General features: G+C 42.7%; 10 protein-coding genes. 9 read left to right on the forward strand and 1 reads right to left on the reverse strand.

The features are described from left to right. Window positions 1-10: 10 nt before the first annotated feature. Window positions 11-3,799, reverse strand: coding sequence for a pullulanase (locus tag LG372_RS04360; RefSeq protein WP_225742204.1), 3,789 nt, complete (start codon window positions 3,797-3,799; stop codon window positions 11-13). Window positions 3,800-4,247: 448 nt separating this feature from the next. On the opposite strand from LG372_RS04360, the gene rpoB reads away from it, so the two are divergent. The 9 genes from rpoB to recA all read left to right on the forward strand — a co-directional run bounded on the left by rpoB (window position 4,248) and on the right by recA (window position 17,485). Next, the gene (gene rpoB / locus LG372_RS04365; RefSeq protein ID WP_225742205.1) at window positions 4,248-7,859 is read left to right on the forward strand and encodes a DNA-directed RNA polymerase subunit beta; all 3,612 of its coding nucleotides are present in this window, start codon (window positions 4,248-4,250) and stop codon (window positions 7,857-7,859) included. Between the two features lie 32 nt (window positions 7,860-7,891). Next, the gene (gene rpoC, locus LG372_RS04370; protein WP_185760937.1) at window positions 7,892-11,569 is read left to right on the forward strand and encodes a DNA-directed RNA polymerase subunit beta'; all 3,678 of its coding nucleotides are present in this window, start codon (window positions 7,892-7,894) and stop codon (window positions 11,567-11,569) included. A gap of 106 nt (window positions 11,570-11,675) precedes the next feature. Beyond that, a complete protein-coding gene (gene ndk / locus LG372_RS04375; RefSeq protein ID WP_049552313.1) occupies window positions 11,676-12,098 on the forward strand; it encodes a nucleoside-diphosphate kinase in 423 nt (140 codons plus the stop codon). A 130-nt stretch (window positions 12,099-12,228) separates the two neighbouring features. Beyond that, complete coding sequence (locus LG372_RS04380; RefSeq protein WP_225742206.1) at window positions 12,229-12,861, forward strand: competence protein; 633 nt, start codon at window positions 12,229-12,231, stop codon at window positions 12,859-12,861. Window positions 12,862-12,955: 94 nt separating this feature from the next. After that, a complete protein-coding gene (tsaE, locus tag LG372_RS04385) occupies window positions 12,956-13,399 on the forward strand; it encodes a tRNA (adenosine(37)-N6)-threonylcarbamoyltransferase complex ATPase subunit type 1 TsaE (protein ID WP_042751726.1) in 444 nt (147 codons plus the stop codon). Then, window positions 13,389-13,907, forward strand: a complete 519-nt coding sequence (locus LG372_RS04390; RefSeq protein ID WP_042751725.1) for a GNAT family N-acetyltransferase — start codon at window positions 13,389-13,391, stop codon at window positions 13,905-13,907. Before tsaE ends, LG372_RS04390 begins: the two co-directional genes overlap by 11 nt. Window positions 13,908-13,914: 7 nt before the next feature. Beyond that, window positions 13,915-14,952, forward strand: a complete 1,038-nt coding sequence (brpA, locus tag LG372_RS04395; RefSeq protein WP_225742207.1) for a biofilm formation/cell division transcriptional regulator BrpA — start codon at window positions 13,915-13,917, stop codon at window positions 14,950-14,952. 67 nt (window positions 14,953-15,019) lie between these two features. Then, window positions 15,020-16,276, forward strand: a complete 1,257-nt coding sequence (locus LG372_RS04400) for a competence/damage-inducible protein A (RefSeq protein WP_225742208.1) — start codon at window positions 15,020-15,022, stop codon at window positions 16,274-16,276. Between the two features lie 54 nt (window positions 16,277-16,330). Then, window positions 16,331-17,485 carry a recombinase RecA gene (gene recA, locus LG372_RS04405; RefSeq protein ID WP_125386373.1) on the forward strand — a complete coding sequence of 385 codons (1,155 nt, stop codon included), beginning with the start codon at window positions 16,331-16,333 and terminating at the stop codon, window positions 17,483-17,485. Window positions 17,486-17,564 lie beyond the last annotated feature (79 nt).

Raw genomic sequence — 17,564 nt, forward strand, 5'->3', positions numbered from 1 at the left:
GAGGGCTAGTTTAGTTCTCTTTTTTGTTTTTTAGCAAGAACCCGAGACCTAGAAGAGCAAGGAGACTAATTCCTGCAAACAGGAGTTTGTGATCATTTTTGGTTCCTGTATTTGGTAGTTCAGCTTGTGAATCAGCTGTAGCTTGGTTAGGTTTATTTTCTGCATCAGCTACTTTTGTATCTGGTTTTGCAGAATCAGGTTTAGTTTGTGAAGCAGGAGTTTGCTGTTCCGGTTTGACTGCTCGGTTTGACATATTGTCTTGGCTGTTATTTTGCCCTTGTTCTTGTTTTAAGCTAGAAAGGTCAAATTCTGGTTTTTCTTCCACAGCTGGGGCAACGATGGCACCGCCTTGAGAGATTCTAAGAACAGTAGCTGTAAGGGCGTTTAATTTCAAGCCTTTTTCAGTCCATTCGAGTCCTTTCGGGTTGGCAATTCCGACTGGCCCTGCTTGGTTTTCATCTGCTAAAACTTCAGCATTTCTGAGGTGGGCAAAGGCAGTTCCCAAGTTAAATTCGCGAGCCTTTTCATCCGCATTAACAAATACTGCGTAGATATCACCGTTTGGAGCAGTAATTTGGTAGCCAATTACTACATCCTCTTTTTCTACACCATTTTGACCTGGGACAGTGATGAGTTGGACACGGTCTTTGATATCTTGGAGACTCTTAAGTCGGAAGGCATCTGTAGATTGACGTAGGGCGATCAGACCTTTCATATAGTCACGGCTCTTGACATTTTCAGGATATGCTTTTCCATCTGTAGCCTTGATCCAGTCAAACTTGTTAATAGCATCGCTAGAATCGTAAGAGTCATGGATGAAGTAAGGATAGTCAAATGGGTTGCCGTCCTTATCACGCAACAAGTGAGATTTGTTTGGAACCTTATCCTCTGCTACTGGAGTCTTGTAGGCTGGGTCACGGAATTGTTTAGTACGACCATATTCCTGACCAGAGTGGATAAATGGAGTTCCTTGAGCTGTCAAGACCATGAGGTTTCCAAGTCGCAAACGACGGTGGATTTCAGCATAGTTCTCAGCTTTGCTTGGATCTTTTTTGATAGATTGGGCGATGATGTCAAAGAGGGTCAAGTTATCATGGGCTGCGATGTATTGGATGACATCTCCAGGACTATCTGCTTCAAAGTTGGTTGGTTGAGCAATGAGATTTTTGAAGATAGTGTTGATATCACGCTTGCCGCCTGTGATAAAGGCAGGTTGACCTTCGTTTGGATAACCAGACTTGAGGTTGTTACGGATGTCGTCGGAAAAGACTGCGACAGTATCGGTATGTTTCATCCAATCTTGGTCAGCAGCTTTAGTAGGCATATTTTCATCACCAGCATAGGTTCTCCAACCTTCACCCAGCATGATTAGATTTGGATTGAGGGCGCGTGCAGCCTTGTATGCTTCTTCGATAGAAGCTGCATCATGGTCTCCCATCATATCGAAACGGAAGCCATCTACTTTGTAGGTATCAACTAGATATTTGATAGAGTCAACTAGGAGCCGTTTGGTCATATGGTGGGTTGTCCCCAAGCGTCCACCACCAAAGCTAGTGCGAGGTGTCCCATCAGCATCCATAAAGTGGTAGTAGTTTGGCTCTAAATCTTCAAAGATATCGACCTTGGCTGTATGGTTATACACTACATCCAGGATAGCTCCCATGCCACGTTTGTGGATCTCGTTGATGAGGTTTTTAAATTCTGCGATTCGTTTTTCTGGATTCTTAGGGTCGCTTGAGTACATACCAGTCAAGGAGAAGTAGTTTTGAGGGTCATATCCCCAGTTGTAGTTGCTGTTGCTTGAAGCATAGTCAGATAAGCGTTCGTGGTTCTTCAACTCATTGACAAAGTAGTAAGACAAGACTGGAAGGAGCTGGATGTGGGTTACACCCAAGTTTTTGAGGTAGTCTAGTTTTTCGATAAAGGCTTCAAAGGTACCAAATTGCTTAGTCAAATCTTTTGCGATGGCAGGATCTGAAGTGAAGTCACGCACATGAGCTTCATAGATGACAGCATCTTCGCGCGATTTGAAGTTGCGAATCTTACCATAAGTCAAGTCTTGAGGTCCTAGTTTAGCTGGATCTACAAAGGCAGCTTTAGCCACTTTATGGGCATCGTCAATCTTGGCATCGTCACTATTCCAAGCAGCGAGGGATTTAGCGTAAGGATCGAGTGCAAGAACAGTTTTACCTTGGCGCTCGATTTGGTAGTGGTAGTAGTAGCCAGTGTAATTGCTGATGCCGAGACCAGAGTTTTCATTCAGAGTTTGTTTCCAGGTTCCTTTTTCACCTTTTTCAAGAGCGACAGTTCCAACCACTTTTTCAGGGTTATTCTTGTCGTAGACAACAACAGAAACCTTATCAGCACTTGGTGACCATAGAGTTAAATCAACCTGTTTTCCTTCTTCTTTGAGGTCAGCTCCAAGTTTACCATCATAGCTGTAAGTCTCATCTTTAAGACGCCAGCTTGTTTTGGTAGTGAATTTGTCAGAGTTGTAGCTAACGGTATAAGGATGTTTTGTGTCAGAGAAATCTCCGCTGTAGGTCACTTTCTTACCAGCCTCATCGATTGTAACATCAGTGATAGTTACTTTGTTTCCTAGATGATTAGTGATGCTGGAGTGTTTGAGGATATCTTCTTTTTTAGCACCGACAAGTGTTGAAAAACTACTTTCAATGCTAGAAGTTCCTACATGTTGAGCTCCTGTCATGCGGATATCGTGCACATAGTAGGGGTTGGTGTAGATGGTTTCGTCATCATCTTTTAGGAAAATTTGGCTATGATTTTTCAAATCTGTGAACTTATAATCTTCTTTACGGATTTTCACATCGTCTCCTTGTTTGTTTCTGTCTAATAATAAAAATCCAAGATCTTTAGCTGCATCTTTGAGTGGAATATCAATATAGCGACCATATTTGCCTGTAGCCGTAAAGTCTGTTCCGTTAGGCCATTCACCACTACTTGGATTTTTCACATCTCCCCAGTACCAGAGAGATTTCTTGTCATAGTTGCCATCTGTACGGTAGTAGTTGACGCGAATAGTTCCTGCAGGTTGTGGCTCGTAAGAGAAAACCTTGTGATCTTGGTCCAACCAAGCCTCATTCATCTTTGGTGACAGTTTTTCTACCGATTTATCGCCGGTTAGATTTTTCCCAGCTGTATTATTGATGAGGAAGCTAATTTTCTTAGCTTGTTCTCCCTTTAATTTGACATCTAGGTAGTAGCCGTAGTCATCTTTTTTGGCATCCTTGAAGGATAAGGCTCCGTTAGGCCAATTTTCAGATGGTTTTTCAACATCGTCCCAAGTCCATAGTCCTTGAGCATCCTTGTTTTCTTCAGGAAGCTTTTTGACATGGATACGGAAGTAGTTGTCTTCTATTGGCTCTTCTGCTTTAGTTTCAGTCGTTACTGGACTCGTAGAAGTAGTTGGCTCATTGGAACGATCTTGCCCGGTTTGTGGTGCGGAATCGGCGGGAGTTGCAGCCGGAGTGGGTGCCTCTGTTGCAGGTTGTTTTTCTTCTTTTTTCTCTAGGGAAGCGTTTGCATTTTTTGGCGAAGAAATATCACTTTCCTTCTTACCAGAGCTCGTTGCTGTATCAGTAAGAGGCTGTGCAAGGGCAGTAGTGGTTTCATTACTAGTTCCCTTATTGCTTGTAGTATTTTCGTTGGCTGAAATAGTTGGTGTAGCCATGGCAAGCAGAACAAGGCTTGCTCCAATAAGGACAGAACCAGTTCCATTTTTGAGGGAACGGATGCTGTAAACCATTTTTTTCTCAGTGTGAGATGGTGTTTTTCTCATAATGATTCTCCAATCAATAAATTTCTATATCAGTATAGCACTTAGTAAAAGGATATGCAAGCGTTTTCCTGGAACTAAAATAAAAGAAAAATCGCAACAGATTTTGTTACGATTCATCCAATCTTTTTTATAGGAAAAGATTTTGTCAAAAATTCGTCAATCCCCTTGAAAAATCTAGCTAAATAGGGTATAATATGAATAATCATTTGTCGTAGGTTTTGTCTGAAATATTGTCCAGACAAGGCTCACAGCAGTTAAATCTTCTGAAAAAGTCAGATTTAGCTGCTCTTTTTGTGCTTTTTTTCAGGATTTTGAGTACTTGTAACAAAGACTTAAAGATTCTGAAAATTTATCAAGAGGACACGGTGATAGGGGTTTTTAAAACCATATGACGATTAGAAAAGCCTGATTGACAAGGCTTGGAACTTATTTACAAAGGAGAATCATCTTGGCAGGACATGACGTTCAATACGGGAAACATCGTACCCGTCGTAGTTTTTCAAGAATCAAAGAAGTTCTTGACTTACCAAATTTGATTGAAATTCAAACTGACTCATTCAAAGATTTCCTAGACCACGGTCTTAAGGAAGTGTTTGAAGATGTATTGCCAATTTCAAACTTCACAGACACAATGGAGTTGGAATTTGTTGGATATGAAATCAAGGAACCAAAATATACGCTAGAAGAAGCTCGTATTCACGATGCTAGCTACTCAGCACCAATTTTTGTAACCTTCCGCTTGATCAATAAAGAAACAGGCGAAATCAAAACCCAAGAAGTTTTCTTTGGTGATTTCCCAATCATGACAGAAATGGGTACCTTCATCATCAATGGTGGTGAACGTATCATCGTGTCTCAGTTGGTCCGCTCACCAGGTGTTTACTTTAACGATAAAGTTGATAAAAACGGTAAAGTGGGCTACGGTTCAACTGTTATCCCTAACCGTGGAGCTTGGTTGGAACTTGAAAGTGACTCAAAAGATATCGCCTACACTCGTATCGACCGTACTCGTAAGATTCCATTTACGACATTGGTTCGTGCGCTTGGTTTCTCAGGTGATGATGAAATTTTTGATATCTTTGGTGATAGCGAATTGGTTCGCAACACTGTTGAAAAAGATATCCATAAGAACCCAATGGACTCTCGTACAGACGAAGCTTTGAAAGAAATTTACGAACGTCTTCGTCCAGGTGAGCCTAAGACTGCTGAAAGCTCACGTAGCTTGCTTGTGGCACGCTTCTTTGACCCACGTCGCTATGACTTAGCAGCAGTTGGTCGTTACAAAATCAATAAAAAACTCAATGTTAAAACACGTTTGCTTAATCAAACCATTGCAGAGCCATTGGTAGACCCTGAAACAGGAGAAATCTTGGTAGAAGCTGGTACAATCATGACTCGTAGCGTGATTGAAAGTATTGAAAGCCATTTGAATGGTGATTTGAACAAGATTGTCTACATTCCAAATGATGCTGCGGTTGTGACTGAGCCAGTTGTTCTTCAAAAATTCAAGGTTGTTGCTCCAACTGATCCAGACCGTGTCGTAACAATCATTGGTAATGCTAATCCAGATGACAAGGTTCGTATCGTCACTCCTGCAGATATCCTTGCTGAGATGAGCTACTTCCTTAACTTGGCGGAAGGACTTGGCCGTGTAGATGATATCGACCACCTTGGAAACCGTCGTATCCGTGCGGTTGGTGAATTGCTTGCCAATCAAGTACGTCTTGGACTTTCTCGTATGGAACGTAATGTCCGTGAACGTATGTCTGTTCAGGACAACGAAGTCTTGACACCACAACAAATCATCAATATCCGTCCTGTAACAGCTGCGGTGAAAGAATTCTTTGGTTCATCACAGTTGTCACAGTTCATGGACCAACACAACCCACTTTCTGAGTTGTCACACAAACGCCGTTTGTCAGCCTTAGGACCTGGTGGTTTGACACGTGACCGCGCTGGATATGAAGTACGTGACGTGCACTACACTCACTATGGCCGTATGTGTCCAATCGAGACACCTGAAGGACCTAACATCGGTTTGATTAATAACTTGTCATCTTACGGGCACTTGAATAAGTATGGTTTTGTTCAAACACCATACCGTAAGGTTGACCGTGAAACAGGTGTTGTTACGAACGAAATCGTTTGGTTGACAGCCGATGAAGAAGATGAATTTACTGTAGCACAGGCTAATTCTCGTCTGAATGAAGATGGAACATTTGCTGAGAAAGTTGTCATGGGACGTCACCAAGGGGTCAACCAAGAGTATCCAGCTAATGCTGTTGACTATATGGACGTATCACCAAAACAGGTAGTTGCCGTTGCGACAGCATGTATTCCTTTCTTGGAAAACGATGACTCCAACCGTGCCCTCATGGGAGCCAACATGCAACGTCAGGCTGTGCCATTGATTAATCCTAAAGCACCTTACGTTGGTACTGGTATGGAATACCAAGCAGCCCACGATTCAGGAGCTGCTGTGATTGCTCAGTACGACGGTAAAGTTACCTATGCAGATGCTGACAAGGTAGAAGTTCGTCGTGAAGATGGTTCATTGGATGTTTACCACATCCAAAAATTCCGTCGTTCAAACTCAGGTACTGCTTACAACCAACGCACTCTTGTAAAAGTTGGTGATGCCGTTGAAAAAGGCGATTTCATCGCTGACGGACCTTCTATGGAAAATGGAGAAATGGCGCTTGGACAAAACCCAATCGTTGCCTACATGACTTGGGAAGGTTACAACTTCGAGGATGCTGTTATCATGAGCGAACGCTTGGTGAAAGATGATGTCTACACATCTGTCCACCTTGAAGAATACGAATCAGAAACACGCGATACAAAGCTTGGGCCTGAAGAAATCACTCGCGAAATTCCAAACGTTGGTGAAGATGCCCTCAAAGACCTTGACGAAATGGGTATTATCCGTATCGGTGCTGAGGTTAAAGAAGGCGATATCCTTGTAGGTAAAGTAACACCTAAGGGGGAGAAAGACCTTTCAGCTGAAGAACGGCTCTTGCACGCTATCTTCGGAGATAAATCTCGTGAAGTGCGTGATACTTCTCTTCGTGTACCACACGGTGCCGATGGTGTCGTTCGTGATGTTAAAATCTTTACACGTGCAAATGGAGATGAGTTGCAATCAGGTGTCAACATGCTGGTTCGCGTCTACATCGCTCAAAAACGCAAGATCAAGGTCGGAGATAAGATGGCCGGACGTCACGGAAATAAAGGGGTTGTCTCTCGTATCGTTCCTGTAGAAGACATGCCTTACCTTCCAGATGGAACTCCAGTCGATATCATGTTGAACCCACTTGGGGTGCCATCACGTATGAATATCGGTCAGGTTATGGAGCTCCACCTTGGTATGGCTGCTCGTACTCTTGGTATTCACATCGCAACACCTGTCTTTGACGGAGCAAGTTCTGAAGACCTTTGGTCAACTGTTAAAGAAGCTGGTATGGATAGCGATGCCAAAACAATCCTTTACGATGGACGTACTGGGGAACCGTTTGATAACCGTGTTTCTGTCGGAGTCATGTACATGATCAAACTCCACCACATGGTTGATGATAAATTGCACGCTCGTTCAGTCGGACCTTACTCAACTGTTACCCAACAACCACTCGGAGGTAAAGCTCAGTTTGGTGGACAACGTTTCGGTGAGATGGAGGTTTGGGCTCTTGAAGCCTACGGTGCGTCAAATGTTCTTCAAGAAATCTTGACTTACAAGTCTGACGATATCAACGGACGTTTGAAAGCCTATGAAGCTATTACAAAAGGAAAACCAATTCCAAAACCAGGTGTTCCAGAATCCTTCCGAGTTCTTGTCAAAGAATTGCAATCTCTTGGTCTTGACATGCGTGTCCTAGACGAAGATGACCAAGAAGTGGAACTTCGCGACTTGGATGAAGGAATGGACGAAGATGTCATCCACGTAGATGACCTTGAAAAAGCCCGCGAAAAAGCAGCCCAAGAGGCTAAAGCAGCCTTTGAAGCTGAAGAAGCTGAGAAAGCAACAAAAGCGGAAGCAACAGAAGAAGCTGCTGAAGAAGAATAAGCAGTTCACTTAGAATAGAAAGGGAAGAAATAGTGGTTGATGTAAATCGTTTTAAAAGTATGCAAATCACCCTAGCTTCTCCAAGTAAAGTCCGTTCATGGTCTTATGGAGAAGTCAAAAAACCTGAAACAATCAATTACCGTACCTTGAAACCAGAACGTGAAGGACTTTTTGATGAAGTTATCTTTGGTCCTACAAAAGACTGGGAATGTGCTTGTGGTAAGTACAAACGCATTCGTTATAGAGGGATTGTTTGTGACCGCTGTGGGGTTGAAGTAACGCGTACGAAAGTTCGTCGTGAGCGTATGGGGCACATTGAGTTGAAAGCTCCTGTATCTCACATCTGGTACTTCAAGGGGATTCCAAGCCGTATGGGCTTGACCCTTGATATGAGCCCTCGTGCTCTCGAGGAAGTTATCTACTTTGCGGCTTATGTGGTGATTGATCCTAAGGATACACCACTTGAGCACAAGTCTATCATGACTGAGCGCGAATACCGTGAGCGCTTGCGTGAATATGGTTATGGATCATTCGTTGCCAAGATGGGTGCCGAAGCCATCCAAGACCTTTTAAAACAAGTAGATCTTGAAAAAGAAATTGCTGAACTCAAAGAAGAATTGAAAACAGCTACTGGACAAAAACGTGTCAAAGCTATCCGTCGTTTGGATGTTTTGGATGCCTTTTACAAGTCTGGAAACAAACCTGAATGGATGATTCTCAACATCCTTCCGGTTATTCCACCAGATCTTCGTCCAATGTTGCAGTTGGATGGTGGCCGTTTTGCCTCATCTGACTTGAATGACCTTTACCGCCGTGTTATCAACCGTAACAACCGTTTGGCTCGTTTGCTCGAGTTGAATGCACCAGGTATTATCGTTCAAAATGAGAAGCGTATGCTTCAAGAAGCGGTTGACGCTTTGATTGACAATGGTCGTCGTGGTCGTCCAATCACAGGACCAGGTAGCCGTCCACTGAAATCATTGAGCCACATGCTTAAAGGTAAACAAGGACGCTTCCGTCAAAACTTGCTCGGTAAACGTGTTGACTTCTCAGGACGTTCCGTTATCGCAGTTGGTCCAACTCTTAAGATGTACCAATGTGGTGTGCCACGTGAAATGGCTATCGAGCTCTTTAAACCATTCGTGATGCGTGAAATCGTTGCCCGTGATATCGTGCAAAACGTCAAAGCAGCTAAACGCTTGGTGGAACGCGGAGATGAGCGTATCTGGGATATTCTTGAAGAAGTGATCAAAGAACATCCAGTTCTTTTGAACCGCGCACCGACCCTTCACCGTTTGGGTATCCAAGCCTTCGAACCCGTCTTGATTGATGGTAAGGCCCTTCGCTTGCACCCGCTTGTCTGTGAAGCCTACAATGCCGACTTTGACGGAGACCAAATGGCCATCCACGTACCGCTTTCAGAAGAAGCCCAAGCAGAAGCTCGTATCTTGATGCTCGCTGCTGAGCATATCTTGAACCCGAAAGATGGTAAACCGGTTGTTACTCCATCTCAGGACATGGTTTTGGGTAACTATTACTTGACTATGGAAGAAGCTGGTCGTGAAGGTGAAGGAATGGTCTTCAAAGACCGTGACGAAGCGGTTATGGCTTACCGTAATGGTTATGTTCACCTTCACTCACGTGTTGGTATCGCAACAGACAGCCTCAACAAACCTTGGACAGAAGAGCAAAAACACAAGGTCTTGCTTACAACAGTTGGTAAAATTCTCTTCAACGACATCATGCCAGAGGGTCTACCATACTTGCAAGAACCAAACAATGCCAACTTGACAGAAGGCGTTCCAGCCAAATACTTCTTGCCACTTGGTGGAGATATCAAGGAAGCTATCAGCAATCTTGAACTTAACCCTCCATTCAAGAAGAAAAATCTTGGAAATATCATCGCTGAAATCTTCAAACGTTTCCGTACGACAGAAACTTCTGCCCTACTTGACCGTATGAAGAACCTCGGTTACCACCACTCAACTCTTGCAGGATTGACAGTGGGGATTGCCGATATCCCAGTCGTTGATGACAAAGCTGAAATCATTGAAGAATCACACAAACGTGTAGAACAAATCACCAAACAATTCCGTCGCGGTATGATCACAGACGACGAGCGTTACAATGCCGTTACAGCTGAATGGCGTGCTGCCCGTGAAAAACTTGAGAAACGCTTGATTGCCAACCAAGATCCTAAGAACCCAATCGTTATGATGATGGACTCTGGAGCCCGTGGTAATATCTCAAACTTCTCACAGCTTGCCGGTATGCGTGGTCTGATGGCTGCTCCTAACGGACGTATCATGGAATTGCCAATCCTTTCAAACTTCCGCGAAGGTCTGTCAGTACTCGAAATGTTCTTCTCAACTCACGGTGCGCGTAAAGGTATGACCGATACGGCCCTTAAGACAGCTGACTCAGGTTATTTGACTCGTCGTTTGGTTGACGTTGCCCAAGATGTTATCATCCGTGAGGACGACTGTGGAACTGACCGTGGTCTCTTGATCCGTTCTATCGCAGAAGGAAAAGAAATGATCGAGTCTCTCGAAGAGCGTCTCAATGGTCGTTACACTAAGAAAACTGTTAAACATCCAGAAACTGGTGCAGTGATTATCGGTCCAAATGAATTGATTACAGAAGACAAGGCGCGTGAAATTGTGAATGCTGGTGTGGAAGAAGTGACTATCCGCTCTGTATTTACATGTAACACTCGTCATGGTGTCTGCCGTCACTGTTATGGTATCAACTTGGCGACTGGTGATGCGGTTGAAGTTGGTGAAGCAGTCGGTACAATCGCTGCCCAATCTATCGGGGAACCTGGTACACAGCTTACAATGCGTACCTTCCACACGGGTGGGGTTGCCTCAAATACCGATATCACTCAGGGTCTTCCTCGTGTCCAAGAAATCTTTGAAGCCCGCAATCCTAAAGGGGAAGCGGTTATCACAGAGGTTAAAGGACAAGTTACCGCTATCGAAGAAGATGCCTCAACTCGTACTAAGAAAGTCTTTGTTAAGGGTGAAACTGGCGAAGGGGAGTATGTTGTTCCATTTACAGCTCGTATGCGTGTTGAAGTTGGAGACCAAGTAGCGCGTGGTGCTGCTCTGACAGAAGGCTCTATCCAACCAAAACGTCTCCTTGCAGTTCGTGATGTCTTGTCAGTTGAAACTTACCTTCTCGGTGAAGTACAAAAAGTTTACCGTAGCCAAGGGGTAGAAATCGGTGACAAACACATCGAGGTAATGGTTCGTCAAATGATCCGTAAAGTCCGTGTCATGGATCCAGGAGATACAGACCTTCTCATGGGTACCCTTATGGATATCAATGACTTTACAGATGCTAACAAAGATGTCCTTATCGCAGGTGGAGTTCCAGCGACAGGTCGCCCAGTTCTTATGGGAATTACCAAAGCCTCACTTGAAACCAACAGTTTCTTGTCAGCGGCTTCCTTCCAGGAAACAACTCGTGTCCTTACTGACGCGGCTATCCGTGGTAAGAAAGACCATCTCCTTGGACTTAAAGAAAATGTTATCATCGGTAAGATCATCCCAGCAGGTACTGGTATGGCCCGTTACCGTAACCTTGAACCACAAGCTATCAACGAAGAAGAATACCTTAATCCTCCAGTAGAGGAAGAAGGAAATGAAGAAACAGCAGAAGTAGTTGTGGATGCTGCCGTTGAAACTGTGGAAGAAACAGTAGAATAAAAGAGAATGAGAGAGCCCTCGGGCTCTCTCATTTTTCTGAAAACTTTCTCCGTTTTTCCATGAAATGTGGTAAAATAAAAGAAAGAAGCTGACAAAGGAGACGAGTATGGAACAAACATTTTTTATCATTAAACCAGATGGTGTGAAAAGAGGGCTAGTTGGTGAAGTGTTGAAACGCATCGAACAACGTGGATTTACAATCGAAAAATTGGAGTTGCGTTCACAGGTTTCAGAAGAGTTGATTGATCAGCACTATCAGGACTTGGTTGGTCAAAGTTTTTACCCACCGATTCGTGAATTTATGACTTCAGGCCCAGTTCTTGTAGGTATCATTTCTGGTCCCAAAGTAATTGAAACTTGGCGGACCATGATGGGTGCTACTCGTCCAGAAGAAGCTTTACCAGGAACTATTCGAGGTGATTTTGCAAAAGCTGCTGGAGAAAACCAAGCTATTCAAAATGTTGTGCATGGTTCAGATTCAGAAGAGTCAGCTAAGCGAGAAATTACTCTTTGGTTTGACGGAAAGTAGTAAAAGTTTGATGTAAGGGTTACTTGCATCAAACTTTTTTGCATTTTAGAGTAGAAAACTGACAGTTGAGAAATATTCTAGCAATGGGGAGGATTTCTAGCCTATAATAAGAGCAAGTAAGGGAGGAAGAATGATGGAAAAAATGAAAAAGCAAATTCGTATTTTGTTATTGCTGACAGTTTTTGGTATTAGTAGCTGTTCTTGTTTAAGTTTATCGACTTGGGCCTTGATGTTAAATCAAAACTGCTTCTATTATTTAGTAGGTATGTTGCTCCTTGCCAGTATTGGGGCAGGGATAAACTACTATAGAGGGCAGGGAAATCAATCTTATTCAGTTTTTAAGGAAGATAAGCAACAATTCTTGTATAGTCTCTTGCTATTAGTAAATATTTTGGGTTTAGCTTTAATTGTCATAGAACATATCCTTGCAGGAAATACATCCGTAGAAGGATTTGCGGAAGCCTTTCTACCGAGTTTCTTTTTCTTATTTGGTATTGATTTGTTAGTTTTTCTACCAATTCAGAAGTATGTAAATGGATTGAAAAAGATTTTGGGAAAGAAGGAAATCTGTTTTATTAGTGGACTAGCTATTCTAATCCTTCTCAGAAATCCTTGGATGCTATTGTCCATGACCTTTTATATTGCCTTGGGAATGCTATTTCTAGGACTGTTGGTGCCAAAAGTCATTCGCTGGGAAGTTTCATTTTACAGTCATTTGATGAGAGATATCTTGTTAGTTGTCTTTTTACTGTTCCTATTTTAAGATCATAACAAGGACTGGCTCAAGTTTTTAATTCATAATATAGAATTCATAGATAATACCTAGACAAAGAACAAGTTTTTGGTATAATAGAAACATGTACACTAAAAACGAAGAAGACTTACAATCCTTAGGTGAGCGTTTGGGCTGTTTATTAGAAAAGAATGATGTTTTAATTCTAACTGGAGAACTTGGAGCAGGCAAAACGACCTTTACAAAAGGCCTTGCTAAAGGGTTACAGATTACTCAGATGATTAAGAGTCCAACCTACACTATCGTAAGAGAGTATGAAGGTCGTCTTCCTCTTTATCATTTAGATGTTTACCGCATTGAGGGAGATGCTGATTCTATTGATTTAGATGAGTTTCTCTTTGGTGGCGGGGTGACTGTCATCGAGTGGGGACATCTTTTAGGTGATGCCTTACCAGATACTTATTTAGAATTGGAAATTCTAAAAGAAGAAGACGGTCGCAGGCTGAATTTCCAAGCAAAGGGTTTACGTGCAGAAAAACTCTTAGAGGAGCTTCAACATGGAGTATGAGTTGCTCATTAGGGAAGCAGAAGTTGAAGATGCGGCTGAGTTAGTATCATTTTTAAATCGTGTCAGTGTAGAAACAGATTTTACCAGTCTGGACAGGGATGGCATTTTGATGACAGATACTGAGATGGAGTTGTTTTTGGATAAACAGGCTCATTCAGAAAATCAAATCACTTTACTAGCCTTGCTGAATGATGAAATTGCTGGTATTGTAAATATTACAGCTGACCAGCGCAAGAGAGTTCGGCATATTGGAGATCTCTTCATTGTGATTGGTAAGAAGTATTGGAATAATGGACTGGGGAGTTTGTTACTTGAAGAAGTCGTAGAATGGGCGCAGGCTAGTGGCATTCTTCGTAGACTTCAACTCACTGTCCAAACTCGTAATCAGGCTGCAGTTCATTTATATCAAAAGAATGGTTTTGTCATTGAAGGTAGACAAGATCGCGGTGCGTACATAGAAGAAGGGAAATTTATAGATGTTTACCTGATGGGTAGACTGATAGATTGATAGTAATATGGTAAAAAAAATTATTGGAATGGTGCTAGCTTTTCTAGCTGTGACAGTTTTGGGTGTCGGTGTTTTTGCTTATACCATTTATCAGCAAGGCACACAAACCTTATCAAAGACCTATAAAAAAATAGGGGAAGAAACCAATGTTATTGAGGCGACTGAACCCTTAACGATCCTTTTAATGGGGGTTGATACTGGAAACGTAGAACGAACTGACCCTTGGGAGGGAAATAGTGATTCCATGATTCTCTTAACGGTTAATCCGCATACGAAAAAAACAACGATGTTGAGTTTGGAACGTGATATCTTGACTAAAATTCAGCATAAAGATGGTAGTGTTGAGGAAGCTAAACTAAATGCCGCCTACGCTGGTGGTGGTGCGGAATTGGCAATCTCAACTATCCAGAAAATGATGAATATTCATATCGATCGTTACGTTATGGTGAATATGCAGGGGCTGCAACAATTGGTTGATGCAGTTGGCGGGGTGACTGTAAATAATACACTCGGTTTTCCAATTTCGATTACTGACCAGGAAGAATTTAATAAAATTTCCATTGGTGTTGGACAGCAAACTCTAAATGGTGAAGAAGCGCTTGTTTATTCTCGTATGCGCTACCAAGATCCAGAAGGGGACTACGGACGTCAGAAGCGTCAGCGTGAAGTCATTCAAAAGGTTGTTGAAAAAGTTCTTAGCTTGAATAGTGTTAGTCACTATCAGTCTATCTTAAAAGCCCTAAGTACCAATATGCAGACCAACATTGATTTATCAGCGAAAAGTATTCCACAATTACTTGGTTATCAAGATTCCTTCAAGAATATTGAAACACATCAATTGCGAGGAGAAGATGCTGAACTGCAGGGCATTTCTTACCAGATTGTTACAACTGAGCATATGTTAGAAATGCAAAATCTCTTACGTCGTTCACTAGGTAAAGAGGAAGTAACTGAAGTAGAAACCAATGCTGTGTTATACGAAGCAATTCTTGGAAGAACTGCTGCACCAACGAATGCTTCAAGTGTAGAAATAGAACAAAATTAATAATGAAATCGTGGGAAATTTCCTGCGATTTTTTCAAAAAAATACGAATAGATAGGTAGGAGGAAACATGAAAGCAGAAATCATTGCTGTTGGAACAGAGATTTTGACAGGACAGATTGTTAATACTAATGCCCAGTTTTTATCGGAAAAACTAGCAGAGATTGGGGTAGACGTATATTTTCAGACGGCTGTAGGAGACAATGAAGCTCGTCTCTTGTCTTTGCTTGAGATTGCCAGTCAACGTAGTAGTCTGGTGATTTTAACAGGTGGTTTGGGACCAACTGAGGACGATTTGACCAAACAAACTCTGGCTAAATTTTTAGGGAAAGAATTAGTCTTCGATCCTCAGGCTCAGGAGAAGTTGGATGTCTTTTTTGCCCAGCGACCAGACTATGCCCGAACACCGAATAACGAAAGACAAGCTCAACTTGTAGAAGGAGCGACTCCACTGCCAAATGAAACAGGACTGGCTGTGGGAGGAATATTGGAAGTCGATGGAGTGACCTACGTTGTCCTTCCAGGTCCACCAAGTGAATTAAAACCCATGGTCTTAAACCAACTTCTACCCAAGTTGATGACAGGGAGCAAGCTATATTCCCGAGTTCTTCGTTTCTTTGGGATTGGCGAAAGTCAGCTGGTTACGATTTTGGCTGATTTAATTGATAATCAGACCGATCCTACCTTGGCACCTTATGCTAAGACAGGAGAAGTCACTCTGCGCCTGTCAACAAAGGCTAGCAGTCAAGAAAAGGCAAATCAGGCGCTGGATATCTTGGAAAATCAAATCTTAGACCGCCAGACTTTCGAAGGAATTTCTTTACGAGAACTTTGTTATGGTTATGGGGAAGAGTCCAGCTTGGCTAGTATTGTGGTAGAAGAACTGAAAAAGCAAGGGAAAACCATCACGGCTGCAGAGAGTTTGACGGCAGGGCTTTTCCAAGCCAATGTAGCAGATTTTTCAGGAGCTTCAAGTATATTTAAGGGTGGTTTTGTGACCTATAGCTTGGATGAAAAATCAAAAATGTTGGATATTCCTGTCAAGGATTTGGAAGAGTATGGTGTGGTGTCTGAATTTACAGCTCAAAAGATGGCTGAGCAGGCACGAATCAAGACCCAGTCTGATTTTGGCCTTAGTTTGACTGGAGTGGCAGGACCAGATAGCCTAGAAGGACATCCAGCTGGGACAGTCTTCATAGGCTTGGCACAGGAGCAAGGAACTGAGGTCATCAAGGTCAATATTGGAGGCAGAAGTCGAGCAGATGTACGTCACATTGCGGTTATGCATGCCTTTAACCTAGTTCGCAAGGCTTTATTAAGTGACTAACTTTTGATATAATAGTAGATAGGTCTGAGGACCATTAGAATGTAGGAGAATAGAATGGCGAAAAAACCAAAAAAATTAGATGAAATTTCAAAAAAATTCGGGGCTGAACGTGAAAAAGCCTTGAATGACGCTCTTAAACTGATTGAGAAAGACTTTGGTAAAGGTTCAATCATGCGTTTGGGTGAACGTGCAGAGCAAAAAGTGCAAGTGATGAGCTCAGGTTCCTTGGCTCTTGATATTGCCCTTGGTTCAGGTGGTTATCCTAAGGGACGTATCATTGAAATCTATGGGCCAGAGTCATCTGGTAAGACAACGGTTGCCCTTCATGCAGTTGCGCAAGCGCAAAAAGAAGGTGGGATTGCAGCCTTTATCGATGCGGAGCATGCCCTTGATCCAGCTTATGCTGCGGCTCTTGGGGTCAATATTGACGAATTGCTCTTGTCACAACCAGACTCAGGAGAGCAAGGTCTTGAGATTGCAGGAAAATTGATTGACTCAGGAGCCGTGGATCTTGTCGTAGTCGACTCAGTTGCTGCCCTTGTACCTCGTGCGGAAATTGATGGAGATATCGGAGATAGCCACGTTGGTTTGCAGGCTCGTATGATGAGCCAGGCTATGCGTAAACTTGGTGCTTCTATCAATAAAACCAAAACAATTGCCATCTTTATCAACCAATTACGTGAAAAAGTTGGGGTCATGTTTGGAAATCCAGAAACAACTCCTGGTGGACGTGCTCTGAAATTCTACGCATCAGTCCGTTTGGATGTTCGTGGAAGCACACAAATCAAAGGAACTGGTGATCAAAAAGACACCAATGTCGGTAAAGAAACTAAGATCAAGGTCGTGAAAAACAAGGTGGCTCCACCATTTAAGGAAGCCTTCGTTGAAATCATGTACGGAGAAGGGATTTCTAAGACTGGTGAACTTTTGAAGATCGCAAGCGATTTGGATATCATCAAAAAAGCAGGAGCTTGGTACTCTTACAAGGATGAGAAAATCGGGCAAGGTTCTGAAAATGCTAAGAAATACTTGGCAGATAACCCAGAAGTCTTTGATGAGATTGACCATCAAGTCCGTGTTCAATTTGGTTTGATTGATGGAGAAGAAACTGCTGAAGACAAAAAAGATGAAGCAGTTCAAGAAGACTCTGTGAATGAAGAAGTTACACTTGACCTAGGCGATGAACTTGAAATCGAAATTGAAGAATAAGCTGTCAAAGTAGTGGAGAAATCCACTGCTTTTTCGATTCTTTGTGCAAGATTTCAGATTGCCTATAGTTTGCTGTTTC

It is taken from the genome of Streptococcus sp. Marseille-Q5112, assembly GCF_916700555.1.
Lineage (GTDB): Bacteria > Bacillota > Bacilli > Lactobacillales > Streptococcaceae > Streptococcus > Streptococcus symci.

Excerpts from the sequence above, each read along its gene's own strand:
- LG372_RS04360 (WP_225742204.1), bottom strand. The coding sequence starts at position 3,799 with ATGAGAAAAACACCATCTCACACTGAGAAAAAAATGGTTTACAGCATC.
- ndk (WP_049552313.1), top strand. The coding sequence starts at position 11,676 with ATGGAACAAACATTTTTTATCATTAAACCAGATGGTGTGAAAAGAGGG.
- LG372_RS04380 (WP_225742206.1), top strand. The coding sequence starts at position 12,229 with ATGATGGAAAAAATGAAAAAGCAAATTCGTATTTTGTTATTGCTGACA.
- tsaE (WP_042751726.1), top strand. The coding sequence starts at position 12,956 with ATGTACACTAAAAACGAAGAAGACTTACAATCCTTAGGTGAGCGTTTG.
- LG372_RS04390 (WP_042751725.1), top strand. The coding sequence starts at position 13,389 with ATGGAGTATGAGTTGCTCATTAGGGAAGCAGAAGTTGAAGATGCGGCT.
- brpA (WP_225742207.1), top strand. The coding sequence starts at position 13,915 with ATGGTAAAAAAAATTATTGGAATGGTGCTAGCTTTTCTAGCTGTGACA.
- LG372_RS04400 (WP_225742208.1), top strand. The coding sequence starts at position 15,020 with ATGAAAGCAGAAATCATTGCTGTTGGAACAGAGATTTTGACAGGACAG.
- recA (WP_125386373.1), top strand. The coding sequence starts at position 16,331 with ATGGCGAAAAAACCAAAAAAATTAGATGAAATTTCAAAAAAATTCGGG.